Genomic DNA, 21,413 nt, shown 5'->3' with positions numbered 1-21,413 from the left:
AGCCGAACAAAATTGTTCGGCTTTTATTTTTAGAATTTCAAAGTCAATCCGGCTAAAAAATTTATCCCGGCTTGCGGATAAAATCCGGCACCTTCTAGCGTCGTAACACTTCCCGGATTGCTCCAATCGTCATCGTAAGTGTAGAAATAACCATTGGATTCATATTCCAAATCGAATAAATTGTTGACCAGGGCTGAAAAAATAATCGACTTTACTCCTTTGTTGATTCTCCATTCATAAGAGGCATTCAAATCATTGACAAAATAAGCCTCAAGTTTTGAATTTTCTGAAGCGATATTGCCCATGTATTGTTCCCCAACAAATTTTGACAACAGCGCAATTTGAAAGTCTTTTACAGGTAAAAAAGCGATACTGTTTCCGACAATCACATTGGGTGAAAAAGCGATATCAGTATTGCCTAAATTTTGCAAAACACCATCTCTTTGAAAGTTAAAATCACGATTTTTATTTTGGCTCAGCGTAATGTTTGGGCTCAAAATCAATTTGTCTGTCAGTGCAATCACTGATTCTATTTCTAAACCTACGCGATAACTTTTACCGCTATTGGTAAAAATGGGTGACCCAACATCGTTTAAAGCGCCTGTCAACACCAATTGATCCAGATAGTTCATGTAAAAGATATTGGCAGAAATTTTTACTTTTTTGGCATTATATTTCCAGCCCAATTCATAATCAAATAAACGCTCCGGTTTTACACTTCCGCTTTCATAATCATCACGTCTTGGTTCTTTATTGGCCACGCCAAAATAACCGTAAAACGAGTTTTTGTCATTTAAATCATAATTCAAACCTACTTTTGGATTGAAAAAACGAAACGTATCATTTACATCGCTAAATCGAAAACTAGTGGCTTCGTAAAAAACCATTCGGTACTGTAAATCGGCAAAAACATTGAGTTTGCCCATTTGCTGAGCCGCTTTGGCATAAAAATTCACATCATCTTTATTGCCTATATTGTTGTAATACCGATTTTCATTGGGCACATAATACTGCGTCCAAACCACTTCTCCATAATGGTCTCCCAAATACCTATTGGCCGCTCCGCCGATTAAAACATCGGTTTTGGCAGTTTTATAATTCAACGAAAAAGTAGCGCCGAAAAAGTCGTTATCCAACCATCTTTTTCGAACCAAATCGGAAATGGCATTGCCTTCAAAATCGGGCAAATTGTAATCGGCTAAAGTTTCGTCTTCTTTGTATTGTTCAAAATAGCCTTTTCCTATGGTGTAATGCAATGCGGTGTTGGTAATCCATTTTTCAGACCACTTTTCGGACCAATGCAATTGAAAATGATTTTGGGTATAATTATCGGTTTCGTCGTCATAGAATTGCATATCGCCGTTTTCGTCAAAATACATTCCTGCCGGATTGAACGTTCTGTCATTTGCCAATTTTTCAGGATCTTCAATTCCATACCAAGCCTGATATGTTTTTTCTTTTCCGCCAAAAGCTAAGGCTTTAATCAAAGTAGTTTTGGTTACATAATTGGCATTAAAAAAATACCCGAACAAATTGGAAGAAGCTCGGTCAATAAAACCATCGGAAGCGATATTGGAAAATCGGGCATTCATTTCAAAATTATTATGCAAACCGGTTCCAAATCCTAAAGTGTGTTTACGAGTGCCGAAACTTCCGGCTGAATTTGCAATTTCAGCATATGCTTTTTCCTGATAGGATTTGGTTTGCATGTTCAAACTCGCGCCAAAAGCTCCTGCGCCATTGGTGGATGTTCCAACGCCGCGCTGCAATTGGATACTTTCCAGAGACGAAGCAAAATCGGGCAAATTGACAAAAAAAGTGCCTTGACTTTCGCTGTCGTTAAACGGAATGCCGTTTAAAGTCACGTTGATTCGCGAACCATCAGCGCCACGAACCCTCATGTAAGTGTAGCCAACACCATTTCCGGCATCGGTAGTGGTTACTACTGACGGTAGATAATTGAGTAAAATGGGAATGTCTTGCCCTAAATTTCGAGGGGCGATTTCTTTCTTGGAAAGATTAGTAAAAGTAATTGGATTTTTGCCTTTCGCCCTAACCGCCGAAACCGTGACTTCTTCGAGCTGGTTGACTTTGGTGGTGTCTTGTTGCTTTTCCTGAGAGAAAGAGGCAATGGGCATTAGGCAATAGGCAATAGGAAAAATGATTTTACTGCGTACGTTGTACTTCGTAAATCGTAAATTGAATAAAATTTTCATTCGTAACATTTTACGAATAAAAGGGGTAATTATTCTTGGTTAAAAATTAAATTGATACTCTCGACAGGACAAACGTGCACTTTTGTCTTATCTAATCCCTAAACAGCATTACCTGTTCCAGGTTCGTTGGGTATAATCTCAGCTCGTTATTTAGAGCACCCCTTTGAGACGAGGCAAAGGTAAGAAAGATTATTAGAATATTAAATTTTAAAAATGTGGTTTCCTTCTGTTCTGCTTGATTTCGGAAAGATTGCGTTTGGCTTTGATTCTTTTTTCGATGACTGAACGCGGAATTTTAGTCGCTTTTCTTTTCTTCGGAACAATTAGAGATTTATTGATTAGTTCCAAAAAGCGTTTGGTCACTATGGTTTTGTTTTTGAGTTGGCTTCGGTCTTCGTCGCAGTTGAGGATTAAAATTTGTTCCGAAGTTAATCGGTTGTCCAATTTATCCAAAAGCCATTCTTTTTCTTCGACTGTAAGTGCTTGTGAATTTTTTAAATCAAAAGTCAACACCACTTTAGAAGAAACTTTATTGACGTTTTGTCCGCCTGCACCCGAACTTCTTACAGCCTTAAATTGAAGTTCTGTTAGGATTATATCAGTTTTCATATTGGGGTTGGTGTGCCGGTTTAAGCAAGTCATTGACTGTTTTCACAGGATTGAAAGTAACCAAAGGCACTTCGACAAAAACGGTTATCCATTTGGCCATGGCGCCATTCCACAATCCCGGTAATTCGTAGCCTTTGATGTCTTTGCCTCTGTTGTTTTTGTGCACAATAAAACCCGTGCTGTGGTCAACAAATTGGTTCAAATCAAACTTTTTTCCTTGATAGTTTTTGATGGCACAAACCAAATCCACCGGATTGAAATGAGTCGATTTGGCCATAATCTCATGTTGTTCTGCATTGTGGCTATCCACTTGAGAACTTTCAACAATTTGTAACGAAACATTGCCTTTAAAACTTCTTACCCAAAATGGTCCACCGCCGGGTTCGCCTTCGTTTTTTACCATACCACAAATGCGAATCGGTCGGTTTAATTTGTTTTTAATGAAGTCAATTTTATTGTCTAAAGTATATTTATAGAAGTCTTCCAACACATCAATATTCAGCTTTTGCTTCATGAAATCGATTGTAGTTGCTATATTTTCTTCTTTCAAATCTTTGTTATCAATAGCCTTTAGAATTTGGAAAACCTGCTCTTGTAAATCTAATAAAATGCCCGCTAAACCTTTTTTGTAAAGGGTAATTTCTTCGATGTGATTTTGAATTACATTGTCGATGTTTTTGATAAAAATGACATCAGCATCCAGATTATTCAAATTATTAATCAGTGCGCCATGTCCGCCCGGACGGAAAGTTAATTCTCCCTTTTCATCACGAAACGGTTGGTTGTCCTGATTGACCGCAATAGTATCCGTACTTTTATCCTGATACGAATAAGTGACATTTAACTCGGTATTCGATTTTGATTCGACTTTGGTTTTTACGGCATTAATAATCTTTTGAAACAAAACTTCATGATTTTCAGAAACCGTAAAATGCAAATGGGAAACCGAATTGGATGTGGCATAAAAAGCACATTCGTTCAAATGTTCCTCAACCGGTGTAGCGATATGATCAGCATATTTATGAAAATCCAGCACCGCTTTGGGTTTGTTGGCAAAATCAAAAGAATCGGTGGCCAACATCAATTTAATGAAGTGATAACTTTTCTCGTGGGTTTCCAGCGAATAGTAATTGGGATGAAGGGTTTTAAGTTTAGATTTTATTTCGTCGTAGAAAGCAAATTTTTCTATTCCGGCCAAAAAAATTGGTAAATTCTTGTCTTTTTTTCGGTTGATGTAAGCATTAATGGTTTCGTTTTCGTGGTCGAATTCGATTAAAAACTCGTTCAAAAATTTAAACATCCTACTGGCCGCACCGGAAGCCGGAACAAATTTTTTCAGCTTAAGATTGGATTTATTTTGGTCAAAAAAAGAAGCTTGTTTTTGGAATTCTTCGATTGTCAATTTTACAATTCCGTCGTCAATCATGGCAGGTCTTTCCAAGTAAATTTTAGGAATTCCGGATTGAAACAACAAAAGTTCGCCTTCAATTTTATCCAAAGAAATACCTTGCGCTTTGATTTGTTCAAAGTCGGTCGAGGTAAATCCGTATTTCTTGGCTAAGCTTTCTTTTCTTGTAAAGTTCTCTTCCATTCTAAATAGCCGTAAATGGCAATGATTGTAAAAATTAAATATTGGATACTGGTAAACGAATAGCCTTTGGCAAAATACATCGGGATAGAAATAACATCACCAATAATCCACAAAATCCAATTCTCTATTTTTCGTTTGGCCATCAGCCACATTCCCACAAAGAAAATTCCCGTTACGAATGTATCAGCATAGGATGTCCAGTGGGTAAATTTATCAAAAATTGTGTAAACGGTGACCACAAAAAGAATAGTTAACACAAATATGATGATTGACCATTTCTTTTCTGACAAAGTCATTCTTGAAATAGGATATTCCACTACGTTATCTTTTTTTCTTGTCCAATAATACCACCCGTAAATACTCATGATGTCATAGTAAAAATTAATCATCATATCGCCCAACAATGACCATTTCCACAATAAATAAACATAAATCGTCGTATTAATTATTCCGGTAGGAAATACCCAAACATTGTCTTTTTTGGCAAACCATACACTCAATAATCCGAAAAATATAGCTACCAACTCCAATACAATTTCGTGTGTTGGATAGCTTTTATATTGGGAAAATAAAAATTCGAGCATTAGTCAAAAAAGTTTAAGTCATTTTCAAATGCCGTTCCGATAACGACCATGTCGGCGCCGGCTGTAAAGGCTTCTTCGATTCCGTTTTTGGAACGAATACCGCCGCCAACAATCAACGGCACAGTAATTCTCTTTGAAACGGTTGCAATCATTTCTAAAGGAACGGCTTTTTGTGCACCGCTTCCGGCTTCGAGGTAAATTAATTTGTTTCCGATGTACTCTCCGGCTTTAGCGGTTTGTGCTGCGTAATCGAAGTTATTTCGGTCTAATGGTTTGGTTTTGCTGACTCTTTCTACAGCAGTTTCGTTTCCGCTTTCAATAAGAATATAGCCGGTTGAGATGATTTCTAAATTGGTTTTTTCTAAAAGGGGAACCGCGTCAATTTGGTGTTCAATTAAATACTCCGGATTTCTACCGGATAATAATTGCAAAAACAAAATACCATCGGCTTCGGCGGAAATTTGGGTTGAATTTCCGGGAAACAGCAGTATTGGCAAACTTGTTTTTTGTTTAAGCAAAATAACCAATTCGTCTAAATGATTGCCTTCAAACGAACTTCCACCAACTAAAATGTGGGTTGCCGGCGATTGATTGATTTTAGTCACTAAATCGGTCGCTTTTTCTAAATCCAATTTATCAGGATCGAGAAGAATGGCTAATAACTTTTGATTATCGGATTTAGCTTGGCGTATTTCTTGGTAAATGTTCTTCATTATTTCTTTTCACCCGAGGCAAAGCCGAACGGAACGGAGTTAAAAGCGCAGACAAAGACATAGTTTTCGATAAAATCAAAAAGGATGTCAAAGTTTTCTACTTTGTTATTGAACCGCAATTCGACGGTACATTTTTTATCCGCCAAGTTAAAATCACTTTCAAAGATATCGTCTTTAAAGCTGATGCCGATTTCGTTTTTAATTTTAAAAACCGATTCTTTGATGCCCCAAACTACGGTGGCTTTTCTCAACAAATCTTCTTCAGAAAGGTTTACCAAATGCGAAATATCCATAAATCTGGGTGCGAGTTTTGCAGTTTTGTCTTTTAGGATTTCCAAATCGGCACCGATATTGACATCACTGACTACAATCACAGAAAATTCATTAGAATGTGAGATGGAAATGTGTTTGCCATCTTTTAAGTGTGGCTTTCCAAATTCGTCGTAATACAAATCAAAATCATTGTAACCGGCTTCCATCAGCAATCTTCTTACGCTGAGAAAACCTTTTTGGTGGCTTTCGGCTTTCATGCCTTCTACTCTGGCTAAGGAAACATCTTTTAACGTTACACTGCGAAAAAGTTCATCGAAAGTTTCGGTGATTTTCCAAACGTATAAATCCGTGGTTTCGTTTAAAGCTTTGATTTTTAGTAGCGGCATGGGTAATTTTTAAATTATCTGTTTGTTTTTCAGAAAATTAAGTAGCTAAACAATTCACAAAAAAGTAAAAAACGTTTTTTTAATTCTATCCTATTATGTAATTTTGCACCACAATTTAAAAAAACAAATATACATAATAGATGAGTACACAAACATTACCTTTTGTAGCTTACAAAGTTAAGGATATTAACCTTGCAGCTTGGGGAAGAAAAGAAATTGAATTGGCGGAAGCTGAAATGCCGGGATTAATGGCACTTCGCGCTGAATATGGTGCAAGCCAACCTTTAAAAGGTGCTCGCATTGCCGGATGTCTTCACATGACTATCCAAACGGCTGTTTTAATTGAAACCTTAATTGCTTTGGGTGCAGAAGTTACTTGGTCATCTTGTAACATTTTCTCTACTCAAGATCAAGCTGCTGCGGCTATTGCTGCTGCGGGAATTCAAGTGTATGCTTGGAAAGGTTTGGATGAAGAGTCTTTTGACTGGTGTATTGAGCAAACTTTATTCTTTGGTGAAGACAGACAACCATTGAACATGATTTTGGATGATGGTGGAGATTTAACGAATATGGTATTCGACCGTTACCCTGAATTAATTCCGGGAATCAAAGGTTTATCAGAAGAAACTACTACAGGAGTTCACCGTTTGTACGAAAGAATGAAAAACGGAACGTTATTCATGCCGGCTATCAACGTAAATGACTCGGTTACTAAATCTAAATTTGACAACAAATATGGTTGTAAAGAATCAGCTGTAGATGCTGTTCGTCGTGCTACCGATATTATGTTGGCCGGAAAAAGAGTAATCGTTTGTGGTTACGGTGATGTTGGTAAAGGAACTGCGGCTTCTTTCAGAGGTGCAGGTTCTATTGTTACCGTTACTGAAATCGATCCAATCTGTGCTTTACAAGCGGCTATGGACGGTTTTGAAGTGAAAAAATTAAACACGGTTATCAAAACTGCCGATATCGTAATTACTACTACAGGAAATAAAGATATCGTTATGGGAAGCCACTTCGAGCAAATGAAAGACAAAACTATCGTTTGTAACATTGGTCACTTTGACAACGAAATTGACATGGCTTGGTTGAACTCAAACTATGGTAATACTAAAGTTGAAATCAAACCACAAGTAGACAAATATACCATCAACGGAAATGATATTATTATTTTGGCTGAAGGTCGTTTGGTAAACTTAGGTTGTGCAACCGGTCACCCAAGTTTTGTAATGAGTAATTCATTTACTAACCAAACTTTGGCACAAATTGAGTTGTGGACTAACAGCGAAGCTTACAACAACGAAGTGTATATGTTACCAAAACATTTAGATGAAAAAGTAGCGGCTTTACACTTGGCTAAATTAGGCGTAGAATTGGAAACTTTAAATGACGAGCAAGCAGCTTATATTGGCGTTGCGGTTGAAGGACCATACAAACCTGAGTATTATAGATACTAATCTGATATTAAATTTCAGATTTTAAATATTAGATATAAACCCTTGCTGAGAAGTGAGGGTTTTTTTATTGGCTGATGTAAAGAAAATATTTATACTGAACACAATTTATCCTTAATAATTCTGTGTCAAAAAATTTACTTTTAAAAATTTGACACAATATCTGTGGCAAAAAAAGAATTTTGGAAATTTTGACACAATTTGTGTTTCGAAATACATTCTGAAATTAAAATTAGAACAAAACCCTTGTAGTGATTTTTGGGACGATATTCCAGACACATAAGACAAATCCTAGTTAGCCCCGACCTGCATGCTGGCAGACAGGTTGTAGCTAACTAACATGTAGCGCGAAAAGCGGGAATATGGAAACCAAGAAAGCTCGAACGTTTCGCTCCTAAAACAAAAAACCCGACTCATATGAATCGGGTTTTGTATTTTGATAAGAGTTTGTTCTTATGCTTCGAAAGATTTGATATTAAGAGGAGGAAGCCCAGTGGGCTTCAGGTATACAAGCTTAGCTTGTTTACGCCTCAAAAGGGATCACAGAAACAAATGATTTGTTGTCTGATTTCTTTTGGAATTTCACTACTCCGGCAACCTTTGCATGTAAGGTATGATCTTTACCCATGTAAACGTTTTCTCCCGGATTGTGTTTAGAACCTCTTTGTCTAACGATGATATTCCCAGCAATAGCAGCTTGACCACCATAAATCTTAACACCTAAACGTTTCGATTCTGATTCTCTACCATTCTTAGAACTACCGACACCTTTCTTGTGAGCCATGACGTATAAGTTTTAAATATTAGTTGTTTTCTTCTGTTGCTGGAGCTTCAGTAGTTGCTTTTTTCGCTTTTGGCGCTTTTGGCTCTGCTGCTGCTTTTTCAGCTTTTGGTTCTGTAGCTTTCTCAGCTTTAGCCGCTTTTTTACCGCCGGTTGCGCTGATACCTTCAATTACAATTTGAGTAAGATACTGTCTGTGACCGTTTCTTTTCTTGAATCCTTTTCTTCTTTTCTTTTTGAAAACGATTACTTTGTCTCCTTTTAAGTGTTGTAACACTTTGGCTTCTACTGAAGCACCTTCTATAGCTGGGGCGCCTAAAGTAATGTTGCCATTGTCGTCTAATAAAAGAACTTTGTCAAAAGAAACTTTTGAACCTTCTTCATTAGCCAAACGGTGAACATAAACCTTTAAGTCTTTGCTAACTTTAAATTGTTGCCCTGCTATCTCTACGATTGCGTACATAACAATGATGTTTAATTAATTTTTTAAGTGTGCAAATATACTACTATTTCTTTTACACGCAACTGTATACTGAAAAAAGTTTGTCGCTATCCTTCAAGGAATTAGACTTGGCAACAGAAATTTGGATAATTCTAAAGATTTTAGAGAAAAAAAAGTATTTTTGGTGTAACAAAATTAAAGGTTAGTTAACTAACAAAACAATCAACGAAAAAATTTCAATTTTTTATGAAAAAATCATTAATTGCTTTAAGTTCATTGCTTATGCTTGGAGGAACAGCGCATGCTCAAAAGGTAGCTTTTGAAGAGTACGATTTGCCTAATGGGCTTCACGTAATTTTACACAATGACCCATCAGCACCCGTAGTAATTACCTCAGTAATGTACCACGTAGGATCTAAGGATGAAAACCCTGAAAGAACAGGATTTGCTCACTTTTTTGAACATTTATTATTCGAAGGAACCGAAAACATCAAAAGAGGCGAATGGTTCAAAATTGTAACTTCTAACGGAGGAACAAACAACGCCAACACTTCAGAAGACCGAACGTATTACTTTGAAGTTTTCCCTTCTAACAACACCGAATTGGGATTGTGGATGGAATCAGAAAGATTAATGCATCCGGTAATCAACCAAATTGGAGTTGACACCCAAAACGAAGTAGTAAAAGAAGAAAAAAGACTACGCGTTGACAACCAACCTTACGGGCAATTAATTGCCGAGGTGAAGAAAAACATGTTTAAAAATCACCCTTATCGTTGGGCGCCAATTGGCTCAATGGCTCATTTAGATGCTGCAACTTTAGAGGAATTTCAAGCCTTTAACAAAAAGTTCTATACCCCAAACAATGCGGTTTTAGTTGTTGCAGGCCAAATTGACATTGCGCAAACTAAAGCATGGATTGAAAAATATTTCGGCCCAATCCCAAGAGGTGTTGAAATCAAGAAAGAAACTTTCGTTGAAGCGCCAATTACTGAAACAATCAAGGCAAGATACGAAGACCCAAATATCCAAAAAGAAATGGTTGTGGCTTCTTACAGAACGCCATCAATGAAAACGCGTGAGGCCAGAGTTTTGGATATGATTTCTACTTATTTAAGCAACGGAAAAAGTTCAAAATTGTACAAGAAAATTGTTGACGATAAGAAAATGGCTTTGCAAGTAGGCGCTTTCAATTACTCTCAAGAAGATTACGGACAGTACATCCTTTTCGGAATGCCGCAAGGCGAAAATACTTCGGCTGATTTAATCCGTGAAATTGATGAAGAAATTGTAAAACTTCAAACTGAATTAATCACAGAGAAAGACTATCAAAAACTACAAAATATTTACGAAAGTAATTATGTAGACAATAATGCCAGCGTTGAAGGTGTAGCTGAAAACTTAGCCACATTCTACTTGTTGTATGGTGATGTGAATTTGATTAACACCGAAATTGAAATGTATCGCACTATCACTCGTGAAGAAATCAGAGATGCCGCCAAAAAATATTTAAATCCTAATCAACGTTTGATTTTGGATTATGTTCCGGCCAAAGACAAAGCTCAAAACTAAGACTCAAAGTATCATGAAAAAAACAATTATAGTATTATCAAGCTTGTTTTTAACTTTAACTATGCAAGCACAAGACAGAACGCAACCAAAACCAGGTCCGGCGCCGACTATCAATATCAAAAAACCTGAGACTTTCTCTTTGCCAAACGGCTTAAAAGTTTTGGTAGTTGAAAACCATAAGTTACCGAGAGTTTCTTTCAATTTAACTATTGACAACACACCTTATGCTGAAGGCAACAAAAAAGGGGTTGACGATTTAACCAGTAGCTTAATCGGAAACGGTTCTACTAAAACTCCTAAAGACGCTTTCAATGAAGAAATTGATTTTCTTGGCGCTAATATTAACTTCTTTTCTTCAGGAGCTTCGGCCAGTGGTTTGTCAAAACACTCCAAAAGAATTTTAGAATTGATGGCGGAAGGTGCTTTGATGCCTAACTTCACTCAAGAAGAATTTGACAAAGAAAGAGACAAATTAATCGAAGGTTTAAAAACCCAAGAAAAAAGCGTTACCGCTGTAGCCGGAAGAGTAGAAAGAGTTTTAGCTTATGGCAAAAACCATCCTGCCGGAGAATATTTATCAGAAGAAACCATCAACAATGTTTCATTGGCAGATGTTAAAACAAACTACAGTACTTATTTCGTTCCTGAAAATGCTTACCTAGTAGTAGTTGGTGATGTTAAAACCAAAGACGTAAAGAAAATGGTAACGAAATTATTCGGTTCTTGGACTAAAGCTATGGCGCCAAGATTGACTTATTCAAACCCAACTAACGTTCAATATTCTCAAATTAACTTTGTGGATATGCCTAACGCTGTTCAATCTGAAATCACTATTTTAAATACTGTGAATTTAAAAATGGGCGATCCTGATTTCTTCCCGGTAATCTTGGCTAACCAAGTTTTTGGTGGAGATTTCAACAGTTATTTGAACATGAATTTGAGAGAAAAACACGGCTGGACATACGGTGCACGCTCAAGTGTTGGTTTCGATAAAAATATATACAGCACTTTCAAAGCCAATACCCAAGTTAGAAATGCGGTGACTGACAGTGCCGTTGTAGAAGCTTTAAATGAGTTGAAAAAAATCAGAACCGAAAGAGTAGCTGATGATGTTTTAAGTAATGTAAAAGCAGGATATGTGGGTCGTTTTGTAATGCAGGTTGAAAAACCGGCTACTGTGGCTCGTTACGCTTTAAACATCGAAACAGAGGGTTTACCGGCTGATTTCTACGAAAACTATATCAAAAACATTAATGCCGTTACTCCTGAAGATATCCAAAGAGTAGCAAACAAATATTTCTTAGCCGATAACTTAAGAATATTAGTAGTTGGAAAAGCTTCTGAAGTACTAACGGGATTGGAAAGCTTAAAAATTCCAATTTTCTACTTTGATAAATTTGGTGTTCCTACTGAAAAACCGGCTATGAAAAAACCGATTCCTGCCGGCGTAACTGTAAAAACAGTAGTTGATGCTTATATCAATGCTATTGGTGGAGACAAAGCGGTTAAATCCGTAAAATCTATAGCTTCTGTTGGTTCTACTAAAATTCCTCAAGCGCCAATGCCTTTGTCTTACAATTCAAAAATTGATTCAAAAGGCAGAATGATGATTGAATTATCAATGGCTGGAATGGGCTCGTTAATGAAACAAGTCGTTAATGGCGATTCCGGTTACATGATGCAACAAGGACAGAAAAAAGTTTTAGAAGGTGAAGATTTAACTAAAATGAAAGAAAGTGCCGTGATGTTCAACGAAACATTATTGCCAACCAAAGCCGGCGTAACAGTTACCGGTATCGAACCAATGAACGGAAGCGATGCTTACACCGTTGTTGATGGTGATACAACTCATTACTTTGATGTGAAAACCGGTTTAAAAACAGGCGAAGCAACCACAGAAGATCAAGGTGGACAAAAAGTAACCAGAGTAACTTCTTATAACGATTACAGAGATGTAAAAGGCGTTAAAGTACCTTTCAACACTATTATGAATGTTGGTTTCGAATTAGACATCAAAATGTCTGAAGTAAAAATCAACGAAGGCGTTTCAGATGCCGATTTTCAATAGTTGAAATTTATATAGATTAAAAGAAAGACCGTTAGCAATAGCGGTCTTTTTTATTTCTTACTTGAAAGATAAACACCAATCAAAATAACAAAAGCTCCAATAAACTGAACCGGTGTCAACATTTCGTTGTCTAACAATCCCCAAAAGAAAGCCACTACCGGAATCAAATAAGTAACCGATGTAGCAAAAACCGGTGAAGAAATCTGTATCAATTTATAAAAAAGCACATTGGCAATTCCGGTTCCAATGATGCCCAAAATAGCGACAAATATCATAGCATGTTGGACTTCTTGCAAAGAAACTACCGAAAAGAAATCGGTAAAAGACAAAACGATTAAAGCCGGAAATAGCATCACTAAAAAGTTTCCAACCGTTATGGTTAAAGGTTTTAAATCGGATAAGTATTTTTTGATGAAATTTACATTCATTGCATAACAAATCGAAGCAATCAACACCAAAATCGTATACCAATAATTCTGATTCGGATGATGCGAAGCACCGTTAAAAATAAGCAACATCGTTCCGGAAAAACCAATCACAACGCCTATAATTTGGGTTCGCTTAAAGTCTAAACCGAAAACAATCGCTCCCAAAATCAAAGTGTTTAAAGGTGTCAACGAATTGAGTATCGAACTCACGGAACTACTGATTTGGGTTTGCGCCACGGCAAAAAGATACGCAGGTATAAACGTGCCGAATAGTGAAGTCAATGCTATAAACTTCCACTTGTGTAGCGGAATCGTCATCAGATTTTTAAACCCGATTATCAAAAGAAACAAAGCACAAAAAATAATTCGCAGCGAACCCAATTGAAACGGATTCAAACTTACCAATCCTTTTTTGATTAAAATAAATGAGCTTCCCCAAATTAGGGCAAGTACAATTAAAATAATCCATTTGAACTGTTGCGTCTTCATGTGTAAATATCAGACTTCAAATTTTGTAATTATTTTAAGAATAATAACTTTAATTTTTATTTATTTTTGTCCACACAAACAAGCAATTAAGAATTAAAAAATACAAACACCATGAATTTCACCAAATCATTAGTAACCTTGGGTATCGCCTCAACCATGCTTCTCAGTTGTAAAGATACCGCAAGTAAACCTGCCACTGATGACAACAAGGAAGAAGTTACCGCAACCGAACAAAAAGCTCCGGCTGTAGCAGCCAAACCCGAAACGGCAAGTTTTAAAATAGAAGGAATGACCTGTTCAATGGGTTGTGCCAAAACCATTGAAAAAGAATTAGCGGAAATGAACGGCGTACAAAAAGCAACGGTAGATTTTGACAAAAAAGAAGCCACTGTTGAATTTGATGCCGCGGTTTTAACTCCGGAAAAATTATTTGCAACGGTAGAAGCTACAGGCGACGGGACAACTTATAAAGTAGTTGCTGCAAAGTAAAACAGCAGCAGCATAAACAAAAAAGGAACTCAATTGAGTTCCTTTTTTTATTTAGTTTGCTTCGCCAGTTCGCTTCGCTCGTGCCGCTCCGTTCTGCCTAACGGCCTTGGGTCCATTGAATCGTTTCCATCAATTGCTGCATGTCGTTTTTGATGTAATCTGCGGCCGGCATAATCGAGTCAAAATTGGGCTTAGCATAAAAATAAACCGAACCGGTTACAAAATGCTTGAGACTGTCAGTAGCATAAAATTGCGCATTGGTTGCCGCATTTCCTCTAACTTGATAAAACATTCCGTATACTTTCTTATCTGGATTAATATAAGGTTGTTCCAAAATATCATCGGCTTTGATTACGTGTTCATAGGTTAATTTTTGTGCATCTCTCAACAATTTATTGATGTCGCCGTTTACCGTTTTATACGTCAAATAAATGGTCGCTTTCATTTTTGGATAATTGATAGAGAAACCACAATTTTTATCTTCTTTGATAATGGCATCTTCATTGATGTCAAAAGCAACCGGACAATGATTACTAAATGAGGCATATTGCGCTACCGGATAATCCAATCGCAATTGGCTGGCCGGTTTTGGTAACGCATCATCTTTGCAAGCTGTAAAACTTAATAGCAAAACCACCGTTAAAAAACCTATTATTTTATTTGTCATTATTTTTTATTCAAGCGTTACTTTTAGTTGTTTAATCCTTTTTTTGTCGACGGTTTCTATCGTAAATAGTACTCCTGAGAAATGAATTTTTTGCCCTTTTTTCGGAAAATTTCCGAGTATTTCCAAAATGAATCCGGCCAAGGTTTCCGCTTCTCCTTTTCGCTCTTCAAAAGCTTCTTCATCAACCGCTACAATTCGATAGAAGTCTTTGAGATTGATTTTGCCCTCAAAAAGGAAATTCTTATCGTCAATTTGGGAGAAATTAATGTTTTCATCATCAAACTCATCCGAAATATCACCCACAATTTCTTCGATTATATCTTCCAAAGAAACCAATCCTGAAGTGCCACCATATTCATCGACTACAATTGCTAAATGACTTTTCATGCGTTGGAAATCTTTGAGCAAATCGTCGAGTTTTTTATTCTCGGGCACAAAAAACGGCTCGCGCATTAATGCATTCCAATCAAATTCCTTTTTGTGAATATGCGGAATCAAATCTTTCACAAAGAGTATGCCTTCAATTTGGTCGATGCTTTCTCGGTAAATCGGAATTCTAGAATAGCCTTTGTCTACAATTTTAGGATAAATATCAATAAAGGTTTCTTCTATTTCGAGCGCAAATATATCAATTCTCGGGCTCATCACTTGCTTAGTATCAGTGTTTCCAAAAGAAACTATGCCTTCTAAAATTTTCTGTTCATCTGAAGTGGTGTCATCCGTTGAGGTCATTTCCAAGGCTTGCGACAATTGGTCAACCGAAATATTTGATTTTTGCCTTCCTAGTTTATCATGCAAGTAATTTGAAACTGAGCGCATCGGTAAACTAATTGGCGAAAGCAATTGATCTAAAATATACAAGGGTTGTGCCATGCAAATAGCAAACTTGACATTGTTACGACTGGCATAAACTTTGGGCAAAACTTCACCAAAAAGTAAGATTAAAAAAGTGATTAGAATAACCTCAACTACAAACTTAATCAAAGGAGATTCAATGGAGGCAAAGATTGAATTCCCTACAAATGAAAAAATAATTACCACACCAATATTGACAAAGTTATTGGCCAATAATAATGTAGCCAATAATTTTTTAGGTTTTTGTAAAAGTCGCGAAATTAAATTGGCTTTTTGTTGGTTTTCGTTGGCCAATTTGCTCAAATCTTTTGGCGAGAGCGAAAACAAAGCCACTTCAGCTGCCGAAACCATAGCCGAACAAAACAGCAGGAAAACAATTCCTAAACTTCCAAAAAGCAGGTTGACATCTAAAGTATCGAGAAAAGTTAAACCGGGCTCGGGGTCCAATGTTGTATAGGTTAGTTAAACAATATCAAAACGGCAAATCATTTTCAGGATTGGCTGAGTTAGGCGCTTCAAAAGCCGCCGGTTTTGAATCTAAATTTTGTGGAGGTTTCACGCCTTCTACTTCTTTTTTAGTGGTTAAAAAAGTAAATTCTGTCACTTGAATTTCCGTAGTGTACTTTGTAGTGCCGTCTTCAGCTTGCCATTGGCGCGATTTGATTCTTCCCTCAATGTAGATTTTATCGCCTTTGGATAAGTATTTTTCACAAATTTCCGCAGCCTTGTTTCGCACCACTAAATTGTGCCATTCGGTCGACGTTATTTTTTCGTTTGTTTGCTTGTTGATGTAAACCTCATTAGTAGCCAAAGGAAAACGCCCGATGCAATTACCACCTTCAAAATAGTGCATTTTCACTTCATCACCAAGGTGACCTATCAGCATCACTTTATTTAATGTCCCGTTCATCTTTCTACTAATTAGTTTCCCTCAAATTTACAATTTTTTTTAAAAACTAAAACCTTTCTTTTTCAATAAAATTAAAAATTACGATTGGAAATGGCATTTTCTTTACTGATTCCCAGTTAATTCCGTTTTCAAGTTTTCCTTTCACGCCTATTCTCCAAAAATTGATGTTTAAATGTTGGTGCGTCAATTTATGCACCGTCGTTTCCGAATTGTACCAATTAATATCCAGCACTTGATTGGTCACAAATTGTTGGTTTTGCATCAATTCCAATAACTCTCTCTCGGTTAATTCGCTTTCGGTTTCTAATAACGGAAACTCATATAAATTGTGCCAAATGCCTTTTTGAGTGCGTTTTTGTAGTAAAGTGTTCTCGCCTTCATCAGCAAAAACCAAGTAATTAAAATGACGTGTTCTCACTTTTACTTTTTTCGATTTCACCGGAAGCATCGCTACTTTCTTCTTTTGCAACGCCGCACAACTGCCATTAAAAATACAATTCCCGCAATCCGGATTTTTGGGTGTGCATTGTAATGCCCCGAATTCCATGATGGCTTGGTTGAACAAATTGGCTTGCCCTTTTGGCAATAATTCAGCGGCTAACAAGATGAACTCTTTTTTAGCACCAGACGAAGCAATATCGGTTTCCACGTCAAAGTAACGCGACAATACTCTATAAACATTCCCATCAACTACAGGAACGCTTTCATTATAAGAGAACGACGCAATCGCTGCGGCAGTGTATTCGCCAATGCCTTTTAGTTTTAACAATTCGGCATAGCTTTTCGGGAATTCTCCGTTGAATTCAAACGCAACTTGTTGGGCTGTTTTGTGCAAATTCCGTGCTCTCGAATAATAACCCAAACCTTGCCAGAGTTTCAGCACTTCTTCTTCGGAAGCATTTGCCAAATCAAAAACGGTCGGAAACGCATCGGTAAAACGCAAAAAATAAGGTAATCCTTGTGCGACTCTTGTTTGTTGCAACATGATTTCGGACAACCATATAAAGTAAGGATTGACGGTATTTCGCCAAGGCAAATCGCGCTTGTTTTGTAAATACCAAAGGATTAATGATTTAGAGAAATTCATAGCGGAATTTAGGTTTACAAAAATAAATCTTTATGTGATTAAATTTTAATAGATTATGCTTGAAATATTGTTTTTTTAATTCATATATTTGCAACCTCAAAAAATTACACATAATATTAAAATACGAAAGAAAATGACGAAAGCAGATATCGTAGCGAAGATTTCAGAAAAATTAGGTCTTGAAAAAGGAGATGTTCAAGCAACAGTTGAAGCATTTATGGAAGAAGTGAAAACTTCTTTAGAAACTGGTGACAATGTTTATTTAAGAGGTTTTGGTAGCTTCATCATCAAAACAAGAGCTGAAAAAACAGGAAGAAACATTTCCAAAAACACTACTATCAAAATTCCTGCTCACAACATTCCAGCATTCAAACCTGCTAAAGTATTTGTAGAATCAGTTAAAACAAACACTGAAGTAGCAGTATAAACTTATTTATTAATCACAAAAAGACGAACTTATGCCAAGTGGTAAAAAAAGAAAGAGACATAAGGTAGCTACTCACAAACGTAAAAAGAGAGCGAGAGCTAACCGACACAAAAAGAAAAAGTAGTTCTAAACTACTTTTCTTTTTTTAAAAAAAGTTCATTGAAATCGAAAATTAGTAATCAGTGGTCAGTATTCAGTAATCAGTTTTACTGCCTACTAAAAACTGCCAAGTGAACACTAATCTTTCACCGGGTAATAAACAATACCTGTTAAAATGTTTAATCCATCTGCGCAGAAGTTAAAAGTTAGAAGTTAGAAGTTGGGAGTATTATACCTACAACCGATAACAAACAACCGATAACCAAAAGTGCGGATAAAAATTTACAACATGAATAAAGAATTAATCATCCGTAGTGGTGAAGATGCTGTAGATTTTGCCTTATTAAAAGATGGAAAACTAATTGAATTACACAAACAGGAAGACACAAGCAACTTTCAGGTAGGTGATATTTTTATCGCCAAAATCAGAAAACCGGTTGCCGGTCTAAACGCGGCGTTTGTAAACGTAGGCTTTGAAAAAGATGCCTTTTTACATTACCACGATTTAGGACCAAACTTAGCTTCTTATTTAAAATTCATAAAACTTGTAAGCGCAGGTAAACTAAAAGATTTCTCCCTAAAAAACTTCCAGTTTGAGAAAGAGATTGATAAAGATGGTACGATATCAGACATTCTGAGTGCCAATCAATCGGTATTAGTTCAAGTAGTCAAAGAACCTATTTCTACCAAAGGACCAAGAATCAGCACGGAGCTGTCATTCGCGGGAAGATTTGTAGTGTTGGTTCCGTTTTCCGATCGCGTTTCTATTTCGCAAAAAATAGAATCCAAAGAAGAAAAAGACCGTTTGAAAAAACTAGTACAATCTATCAAACAAAGGGGTTTTGGTGTTATTGTGAGAACAGTAGCAGAAGGCAAAAGCATAGCCGAATTAGAAAAAGATTTGCAGAACTTAATGAATAGATGGACTGCAATGAGTAAAAAATTACCAACTGCTCATCATCCGTCCAAGATATTGGGAGAGCTTAACAAAGCGTCTTCTATATTACGAGATGTATTCAATGATACTTTCACGAGTATTCAAATTGATGATGAAGAGTTGTACCAAGAAACAAAGGACTATTTAGCCGAAATAGCTCCCGAGAAACAAAAAATAGTGAAGCTTTATCAGTCGAAAGACGTGCCATTGTTTGAGAAATACCATATTGAGCGACAAATCAAAACTTCATTTGGGCGCACCGTATCCATGAGTAAAGGAGCTTATTTAATTATAGAGCACACCGAAGCTTTACACGTTATCGACGTGAATAGCGGGAACCGTTCTAACAAAGCTTCTAACCAAGAAGATACCGCACTCGAAGTGAATATGATAGCCGCTGCCGAAATCGCCAGACAATTGCGTCTGAGAGATATGGGTGGTATTATTGTAGTCGATTTTATCGATATGCAAAATCCAGACAATCGCCAAGTGTTGTTCAACTTCCTTAGAGAAGAAATGAGCGACGACAAAGCCAAACACAAGATCTTACCGCCGAGTAAATTTGGATTAGTTCAAATCACTCGCCAACGCGTAAGACCTGAAGTTAATATAGAGACCAGAGAAGAAAATCCGAACAATTTGAGCGGCGATGTAGATGCGCCAATCCAAATTATCGATAAGATTAATTTCTCCCTCGAAAAGATTATCAAAGACCACAAAAATGTGAAACTTAACGTTCACCCTTTCGTGGCAGCATACCTTAAAAAAGGTTTTCCATCATTGCGTTCAAAATGGTTTTTTGAACACAAAAAATGGGTGAAAATCATACCTCGTGACGCTTACACGTATTTGGAATATCATTTCTTTGATGAAAAAGGAAAAGAGATTTCAGAAAAATAAAAGAAACCGCCTTTCGTGAGATTGGCGGTTTTTTTGTGTTTTATTTGGAGCTAATCCGGCTATACGTTGCAATCTTTTTCGTCAGCACTAAAGGGTCTCAATCATAAACCCGAAAGACGAAAAAGGATTTCAACTGCTATCCGGGCTAGGGGTTTTGCTTTTTTAAGAACTTTAATCTAATTCATATTCGAGTCGAACCGTAATACGAGCTGTTTTATTTTTACTGTAAGTGTCGTTGATGCCGCCATAACTATCATCTTCTGTGGAGCCTTGACCTGTAATTTGGAAAACACCCATACTGGCTCTTTTAAGTTTCCCTAAATCACCATCGGCTGTCTTAACAATTTTGGTGGCGCGTTCGTTGGCATCTTTGGTAGCTTTTTCAATTAAACTTTGCTTTAAACTTGGCAAATCAGAAAAAGTATACTGAATAGTATTAGAAGACAATTCGATTCCGGAGTTTACCAATTCAGAAGTTTTACTTGACACACTTTCTATCCTTTTCATTAAATCGGCATTCTTTTTGGCAGAAAACGAAATGGTTTGTGTTGCTTGATACCCATCGAAAACTTGTTCGTAACGGGTTTGGTTGTCAATGCCTTCGCTTCTAACTTCTCTGAATTTTTTTTGAAAATTTACAGCTCCAAAACTAAACTCATTCGATTTAAATCCTTTTCCCAAAAAGAAATCAGAGACAATTTTCTGGTCGGAAACAATTTTGTTGTAAGCCGTTTTAATATCAAAACTAGTGGTGGTAAAACTACCTGACCACAAAATTTCATCAGAGACAAAGTCTTTTGTCCCCAATCCGATTACGGTAATCGAATCTAAATTCTGGTTTCTGGTTTGGAATGATTTTCCTAAAATCCATGCGGTAATAATTATGGCTATTCCAATAATTATTGATGAGCTTACTTTATTCATTGGTTTGGTTTTATTAAGTAACGTAAAAAAGTGGTAATTATTATAAATCTATTTTCGCCTTTCTGCAAAAAAGCGTAACATCAAATCTGAAGCTTCTTGAGCCAAAACACCTTTAATCACCTCGGTCTTAGGATGAATGGTTGTTCCCAATGCCTGAAACCCTCGCTGCTCATCCGAAGCACCGAAAACCACTTTGGAAATTTGGCTCCAGTACAACGCACCGGCGCACATTTGACACGGCTCTAAAGTGACGTATAAAGTACAGCCTTTTAAGTATTTGCCACCGATAAAATTCGCCGCCGAAGTAATGGCTTGCATCTCGGCATGTGCGGTGACATCATGGAGCATTTCGGTGAGATTGTGCGTTCTGGCAATCACTTTATTATCGATTACAATGACGGCTCCGACCGGAATTTCGCCTTTTTCAAAAGCCAGTTCGGCTTCCTGTAAAGCTTTTTTCATAAAATACTCGTCGGTGAAAGGGTTTTCCATGAAACAAAAATACAATTTCA

Annotated in this window: 21 protein-coding genes and 1 riboswitch; of the genes, 6 read left to right on the top strand and 15 right to left on the bottom strand. The window is 36.8% G+C overall.

Translation table 11 applies throughout. The annotated features are described in order from the left end of the window. Positions 1-29 precede the first annotated feature (29 nt). From ACK4HO_RS01905 to ACK4HO_RS01880, 6 genes are all read right to left on the bottom strand, one after another. Positions 30-2,216, bottom strand: a complete 2,187-nt coding sequence (locus tag ACK4HO_RS01905) for a TonB-dependent receptor (RefSeq protein ID WP_409661767.1) — start codon at positions 2,214-2,216, stop codon at positions 30-32. Positions 2,217-2,294: 78 nt separating this feature from the next. Next, a riboswitch (TPP riboswitch) is annotated at positions 2,295-2,388 on the bottom strand. Positions 2,389-2,423: 35 nt separating this feature from the next. Beyond that, on the bottom strand, positions 2,424-2,825 hold the full coding sequence (arfB, locus tag ACK4HO_RS01900; protein WP_409661764.1) for an alternative ribosome rescue aminoacyl-tRNA hydrolase ArfB: 402 nt from the start codon (positions 2,823-2,825) through the stop codon (positions 2,424-2,426). Then, positions 2,815-4,416, bottom strand: a complete 1,602-nt coding sequence (locus ACK4HO_RS01895) for a DUF4301 family protein (protein WP_409661761.1) — start codon at positions 4,414-4,416, stop codon at positions 2,815-2,817. Before ACK4HO_RS01895 ends, arfB begins: the two co-directional genes overlap by 11 nt. Next, entirely contained in the window at positions 4,383-5,000 is a 618-nt protein-coding gene (gene pnuC / locus ACK4HO_RS01890; protein WP_409661758.1) for a nicotinamide riboside transporter PnuC, read from the bottom strand. Before pnuC ends, ACK4HO_RS01895 begins: the two co-directional genes overlap by 34 nt. Continuing rightward, positions 5,000-5,713, bottom strand: a complete 714-nt coding sequence (locus ACK4HO_RS01885) for a geranylgeranylglyceryl/heptaprenylglyceryl phosphate synthase (protein WP_409661755.1) — start codon at positions 5,711-5,713, stop codon at positions 5,000-5,002. The genes pnuC and ACK4HO_RS01885 overlap by 1 nt, the downstream gene beginning before the upstream one ends. After that, positions 5,713-6,372, bottom strand: a complete 660-nt coding sequence (locus ACK4HO_RS01880; protein WP_409661753.1) for a 4'-phosphopantetheinyl transferase family protein — start codon at positions 6,370-6,372, stop codon at positions 5,713-5,715. Before ACK4HO_RS01880 ends, ACK4HO_RS01885 begins: the two co-directional genes overlap by 1 nt. Before the next feature lie 140 nt (positions 6,373-6,512). Here ACK4HO_RS01880 and ahcY point away from each other — a divergent pair, with 140 nt between their 5' ends. Next, positions 6,513-7,829 carry an adenosylhomocysteinase gene (gene ahcY / locus ACK4HO_RS01875; RefSeq protein ID WP_409661750.1) on the top strand — a complete coding sequence of 439 codons (1,317 nt, stop codon included), beginning with the start codon at positions 6,513-6,515 and terminating at the stop codon, positions 7,827-7,829. 520 nt (positions 7,830-8,349) lie between these two features. Here ahcY and rpmA read toward each other — a convergent pair. Both rpmA and rplU read right to left on the bottom strand, forming a co-directional pair. Continuing rightward, complete coding sequence (gene rpmA / locus ACK4HO_RS01870; RefSeq protein ID WP_121311976.1) at positions 8,350-8,610, bottom strand: 50S ribosomal protein L27; 261 nt, start codon at positions 8,608-8,610, stop codon at positions 8,350-8,352. 19 nt (positions 8,611-8,629) lie between these two features. Beyond that, the gene (gene rplU / locus ACK4HO_RS01865; RefSeq protein ID WP_121311977.1) at positions 8,630-9,070 is read right to left on the bottom strand and encodes a 50S ribosomal protein L21; all 441 of its coding nucleotides are present in this window, start codon (positions 9,068-9,070) and stop codon (positions 8,630-8,632) included. Positions 9,071-9,295: 225 nt separating this feature from the next. Here rplU and ACK4HO_RS01860 point away from each other — a divergent pair, with 225 nt between their 5' ends. Together ACK4HO_RS01860 and ACK4HO_RS01855 are read left to right on the top strand one after the other, a co-directional pair. Continuing rightward, positions 9,296-10,621, top strand: a complete 1,326-nt coding sequence (locus ACK4HO_RS01860) for a M16 family metallopeptidase (protein WP_409661746.1) — start codon at positions 9,296-9,298, stop codon at positions 10,619-10,621. 13 nt (positions 10,622-10,634) lie between these two features. Then, positions 10,635-12,689, top strand: coding sequence for a M16 family metallopeptidase (locus ACK4HO_RS01855; RefSeq protein ID WP_409661743.1), 2,055 nt, complete (start codon positions 10,635-10,637; stop codon positions 12,687-12,689). Between the two features lie 50 nt (positions 12,690-12,739). On the opposite strand, the gene ACK4HO_RS01850 is transcribed toward ACK4HO_RS01855, so the two are convergent. After that, positions 12,740-13,606, bottom strand: a complete 867-nt coding sequence (locus tag ACK4HO_RS01850; protein ID WP_409661741.1) for a DMT family transporter — start codon at positions 13,604-13,606, stop codon at positions 12,740-12,742. Between the two features lie 111 nt (positions 13,607-13,717). Between ACK4HO_RS01850 and ACK4HO_RS01845 the strand changes: the two genes are divergently transcribed. After that, entirely contained in the window at positions 13,718-14,095 is a 378-nt protein-coding gene (locus ACK4HO_RS01845) for a heavy-metal-associated domain-containing protein (protein WP_409661738.1), read from the top strand. Positions 14,096-14,192: 97 nt separating this feature from the next. Here ACK4HO_RS01845 and gldD read toward each other — a convergent pair whose 3' ends face one another. From gldD to mutY, 4 genes are read right to left on the bottom strand one after another with little or no spacing between them, the layout of a single operon-like run. Further along, positions 14,193-14,762: a gliding motility lipoprotein GldD gene (gldD, locus tag ACK4HO_RS01840; RefSeq protein WP_409661736.1), complete on the bottom strand. Its 570-nt coding sequence runs from the start codon at positions 14,760-14,762 to the stop codon at positions 14,193-14,195. Positions 14,763-14,768: 6 nt separating this feature from the next. After that, positions 14,769-16,064 (bottom strand): gliding motility-associated protein GldE, encoded by a 1,296-nt coding sequence (locus tag ACK4HO_RS01835; protein ID WP_409661734.1) that lies wholly within the window; start codon positions 16,062-16,064, stop codon positions 14,769-14,771. Between the two features lie 25 nt (positions 16,065-16,089). Continuing rightward, entirely contained in the window at positions 16,090-16,527 is a 438-nt protein-coding gene (locus ACK4HO_RS01830; RefSeq protein WP_409661732.1) for a single-stranded DNA-binding protein, read from the bottom strand. A gap of 46 nt (positions 16,528-16,573) precedes the next feature. After that, complete coding sequence (gene mutY / locus ACK4HO_RS01825) at positions 16,574-17,614, bottom strand: A/G-specific adenine glycosylase (RefSeq protein ID WP_409661729.1); 1,041 nt, start codon at positions 17,612-17,614, stop codon at positions 16,574-16,576. 103 nt (positions 17,615-17,717) lie between these two features. Between mutY and ACK4HO_RS01820 the strand changes: the two genes are divergently transcribed. Together ACK4HO_RS01820 and ACK4HO_RS01815 are read left to right on the top strand one after the other, a co-directional pair. Next, positions 17,718-18,041 carry an HU family DNA-binding protein gene (locus ACK4HO_RS01820; RefSeq protein ID WP_262886121.1) on the top strand — a complete coding sequence of 108 codons (324 nt, stop codon included), beginning with the start codon at positions 17,718-17,720 and terminating at the stop codon, positions 18,039-18,041. 388 nt (positions 18,042-18,429) lie between these two features. Further along, positions 18,430-19,977 (top strand): Rne/Rng family ribonuclease, encoded by a 1,548-nt coding sequence (locus ACK4HO_RS01815; RefSeq protein ID WP_409661726.1) that lies wholly within the window; start codon positions 18,430-18,432, stop codon positions 19,975-19,977. A 171-nt stretch (positions 19,978-20,148) separates the two neighbouring features. Here ACK4HO_RS01815 and ACK4HO_RS01810 read toward each other — a convergent pair whose 3' ends face one another. Then, positions 20,149-20,901, bottom strand: a complete 753-nt coding sequence (locus ACK4HO_RS01810; RefSeq protein WP_409661723.1) for an SIMPL domain-containing protein — start codon at positions 20,899-20,901, stop codon at positions 20,149-20,151. Positions 20,902-20,949: 48 nt separating this feature from the next. Further along, on the bottom strand, positions 20,950-21,393 hold the full coding sequence (locus ACK4HO_RS01805; protein WP_409661720.1) for a nucleoside deaminase: 444 nt from the start codon (positions 21,391-21,393) through the stop codon (positions 20,950-20,952). Positions 21,394-21,413: the final 20 nt, after the last annotated feature.

Origin of the sequence: Flavobacterium sp. (genome assembly GCF_046296355.1) — a bacterium.
Taxonomy (GTDB): domain Bacteria; phylum Bacteroidota; class Bacteroidia; order Flavobacteriales; family Flavobacteriaceae; genus Flavobacterium.
Note: the sequence above shows the minus strand (reverse complement) of the source record. Positions and strands in the feature narration are given on the sequence as shown.

What these genes read in the sequence shown, in the direction of transcription:
- ACK4HO_RS01845 (WP_409661738.1), top strand. Translation starts at nt 13,718, where the DNA reads ATGAATTTCACCAAATCATTAGTAACCTTGGGTATCGCCTCAACCATG.
- ACK4HO_RS01850 (WP_409661741.1), bottom strand. Translation starts at nt 13,606, where the DNA reads ATGAAGACGCAACAGTTCAAATGGATTATTTTAATTGTACTTGCCCTA.
- rpmA (WP_121311976.1), bottom strand. Translation starts at nt 8,610, where the DNA reads ATGGCTCACAAGAAAGGTGTCGGTAGTTCTAAGAATGGTAGAGAATCA.
- ahcY (WP_409661750.1), top strand. Translation starts at nt 6,513, where the DNA reads ATGAGTACACAAACATTACCTTTTGTAGCTTACAAAGTTAAGGATATT.
- ACK4HO_RS01860 (WP_409661746.1), top strand. Translation starts at nt 9,296, where the DNA reads ATGAAAAAATCATTAATTGCTTTAAGTTCATTGCTTATGCTTGGAGGA.
- pnuC (WP_409661758.1), bottom strand. Translation starts at nt 5,000, where the DNA reads ATGCTCGAATTTTTATTTTCCCAATATAAAAGCTATCCAACACACGAA.
- arfB (WP_409661764.1), bottom strand. Translation starts at nt 2,825, where the DNA reads ATGAAAACTGATATAATCCTAACAGAACTTCAATTTAAGGCTGTAAGA.
- rplU (WP_121311977.1), bottom strand. Translation starts at nt 9,070, where the DNA reads ATGTACGCAATCGTAGAGATAGCAGGGCAACAATTTAAAGTTAGCAAA.
- ACK4HO_RS01830 (WP_409661732.1), bottom strand. Translation starts at nt 16,527, where the DNA reads ATGAACGGGACATTAAATAAAGTGATGCTGATAGGTCACCTTGGTGAT.
- ACK4HO_RS01855 (WP_409661743.1), top strand. Translation starts at nt 10,635, where the DNA reads ATGAAAAAAACAATTATAGTATTATCAAGCTTGTTTTTAACTTTAACT.
- ACK4HO_RS01885 (WP_409661755.1), bottom strand. Translation starts at nt 5,713, where the DNA reads ATGAAGAACATTTACCAAGAAATACGCCAAGCTAAATCCGATAATCAA.
- ACK4HO_RS01805 (WP_409661720.1), bottom strand. Translation starts at nt 21,393, where the DNA reads ATGGAAAACCCTTTCACCGACGAGTATTTTATGAAAAAAGCTTTACAG.
- ACK4HO_RS01905 (WP_409661767.1), bottom strand. Translation starts at nt 2,216, where the DNA reads ATGAAAATTTTATTCAATTTACGATTTACGAAGTACAACGTACGCAGT.
- ACK4HO_RS01810 (WP_409661723.1), bottom strand. Translation starts at nt 20,901, where the DNA reads ATGAATAAAGTAAGCTCATCAATAATTATTGGAATAGCCATAATTATT.
- mutY (WP_409661729.1), bottom strand. Translation starts at nt 17,614, where the DNA reads ATGAATTTCTCTAAATCATTAATCCTTTGGTATTTACAAAACAAGCGC.
- gldD (WP_409661736.1), bottom strand. Translation starts at nt 14,762, where the DNA reads ATGACAAATAAAATAATAGGTTTTTTAACGGTGGTTTTGCTATTAAGT.
- ACK4HO_RS01895 (WP_409661761.1), bottom strand. Translation starts at nt 4,416, where the DNA reads ATGGAAGAGAACTTTACAAGAAAAGAAAGCTTAGCCAAGAAATACGGA.
- ACK4HO_RS01815 (WP_409661726.1), top strand. Translation starts at nt 18,430, where the DNA reads ATGAATAAAGAATTAATCATCCGTAGTGGTGAAGATGCTGTAGATTTT.
- ACK4HO_RS01880 (WP_409661753.1), bottom strand. Translation starts at nt 6,372, where the DNA reads ATGCCGCTACTAAAAATCAAAGCTTTAAACGAAACCACGGATTTATAC.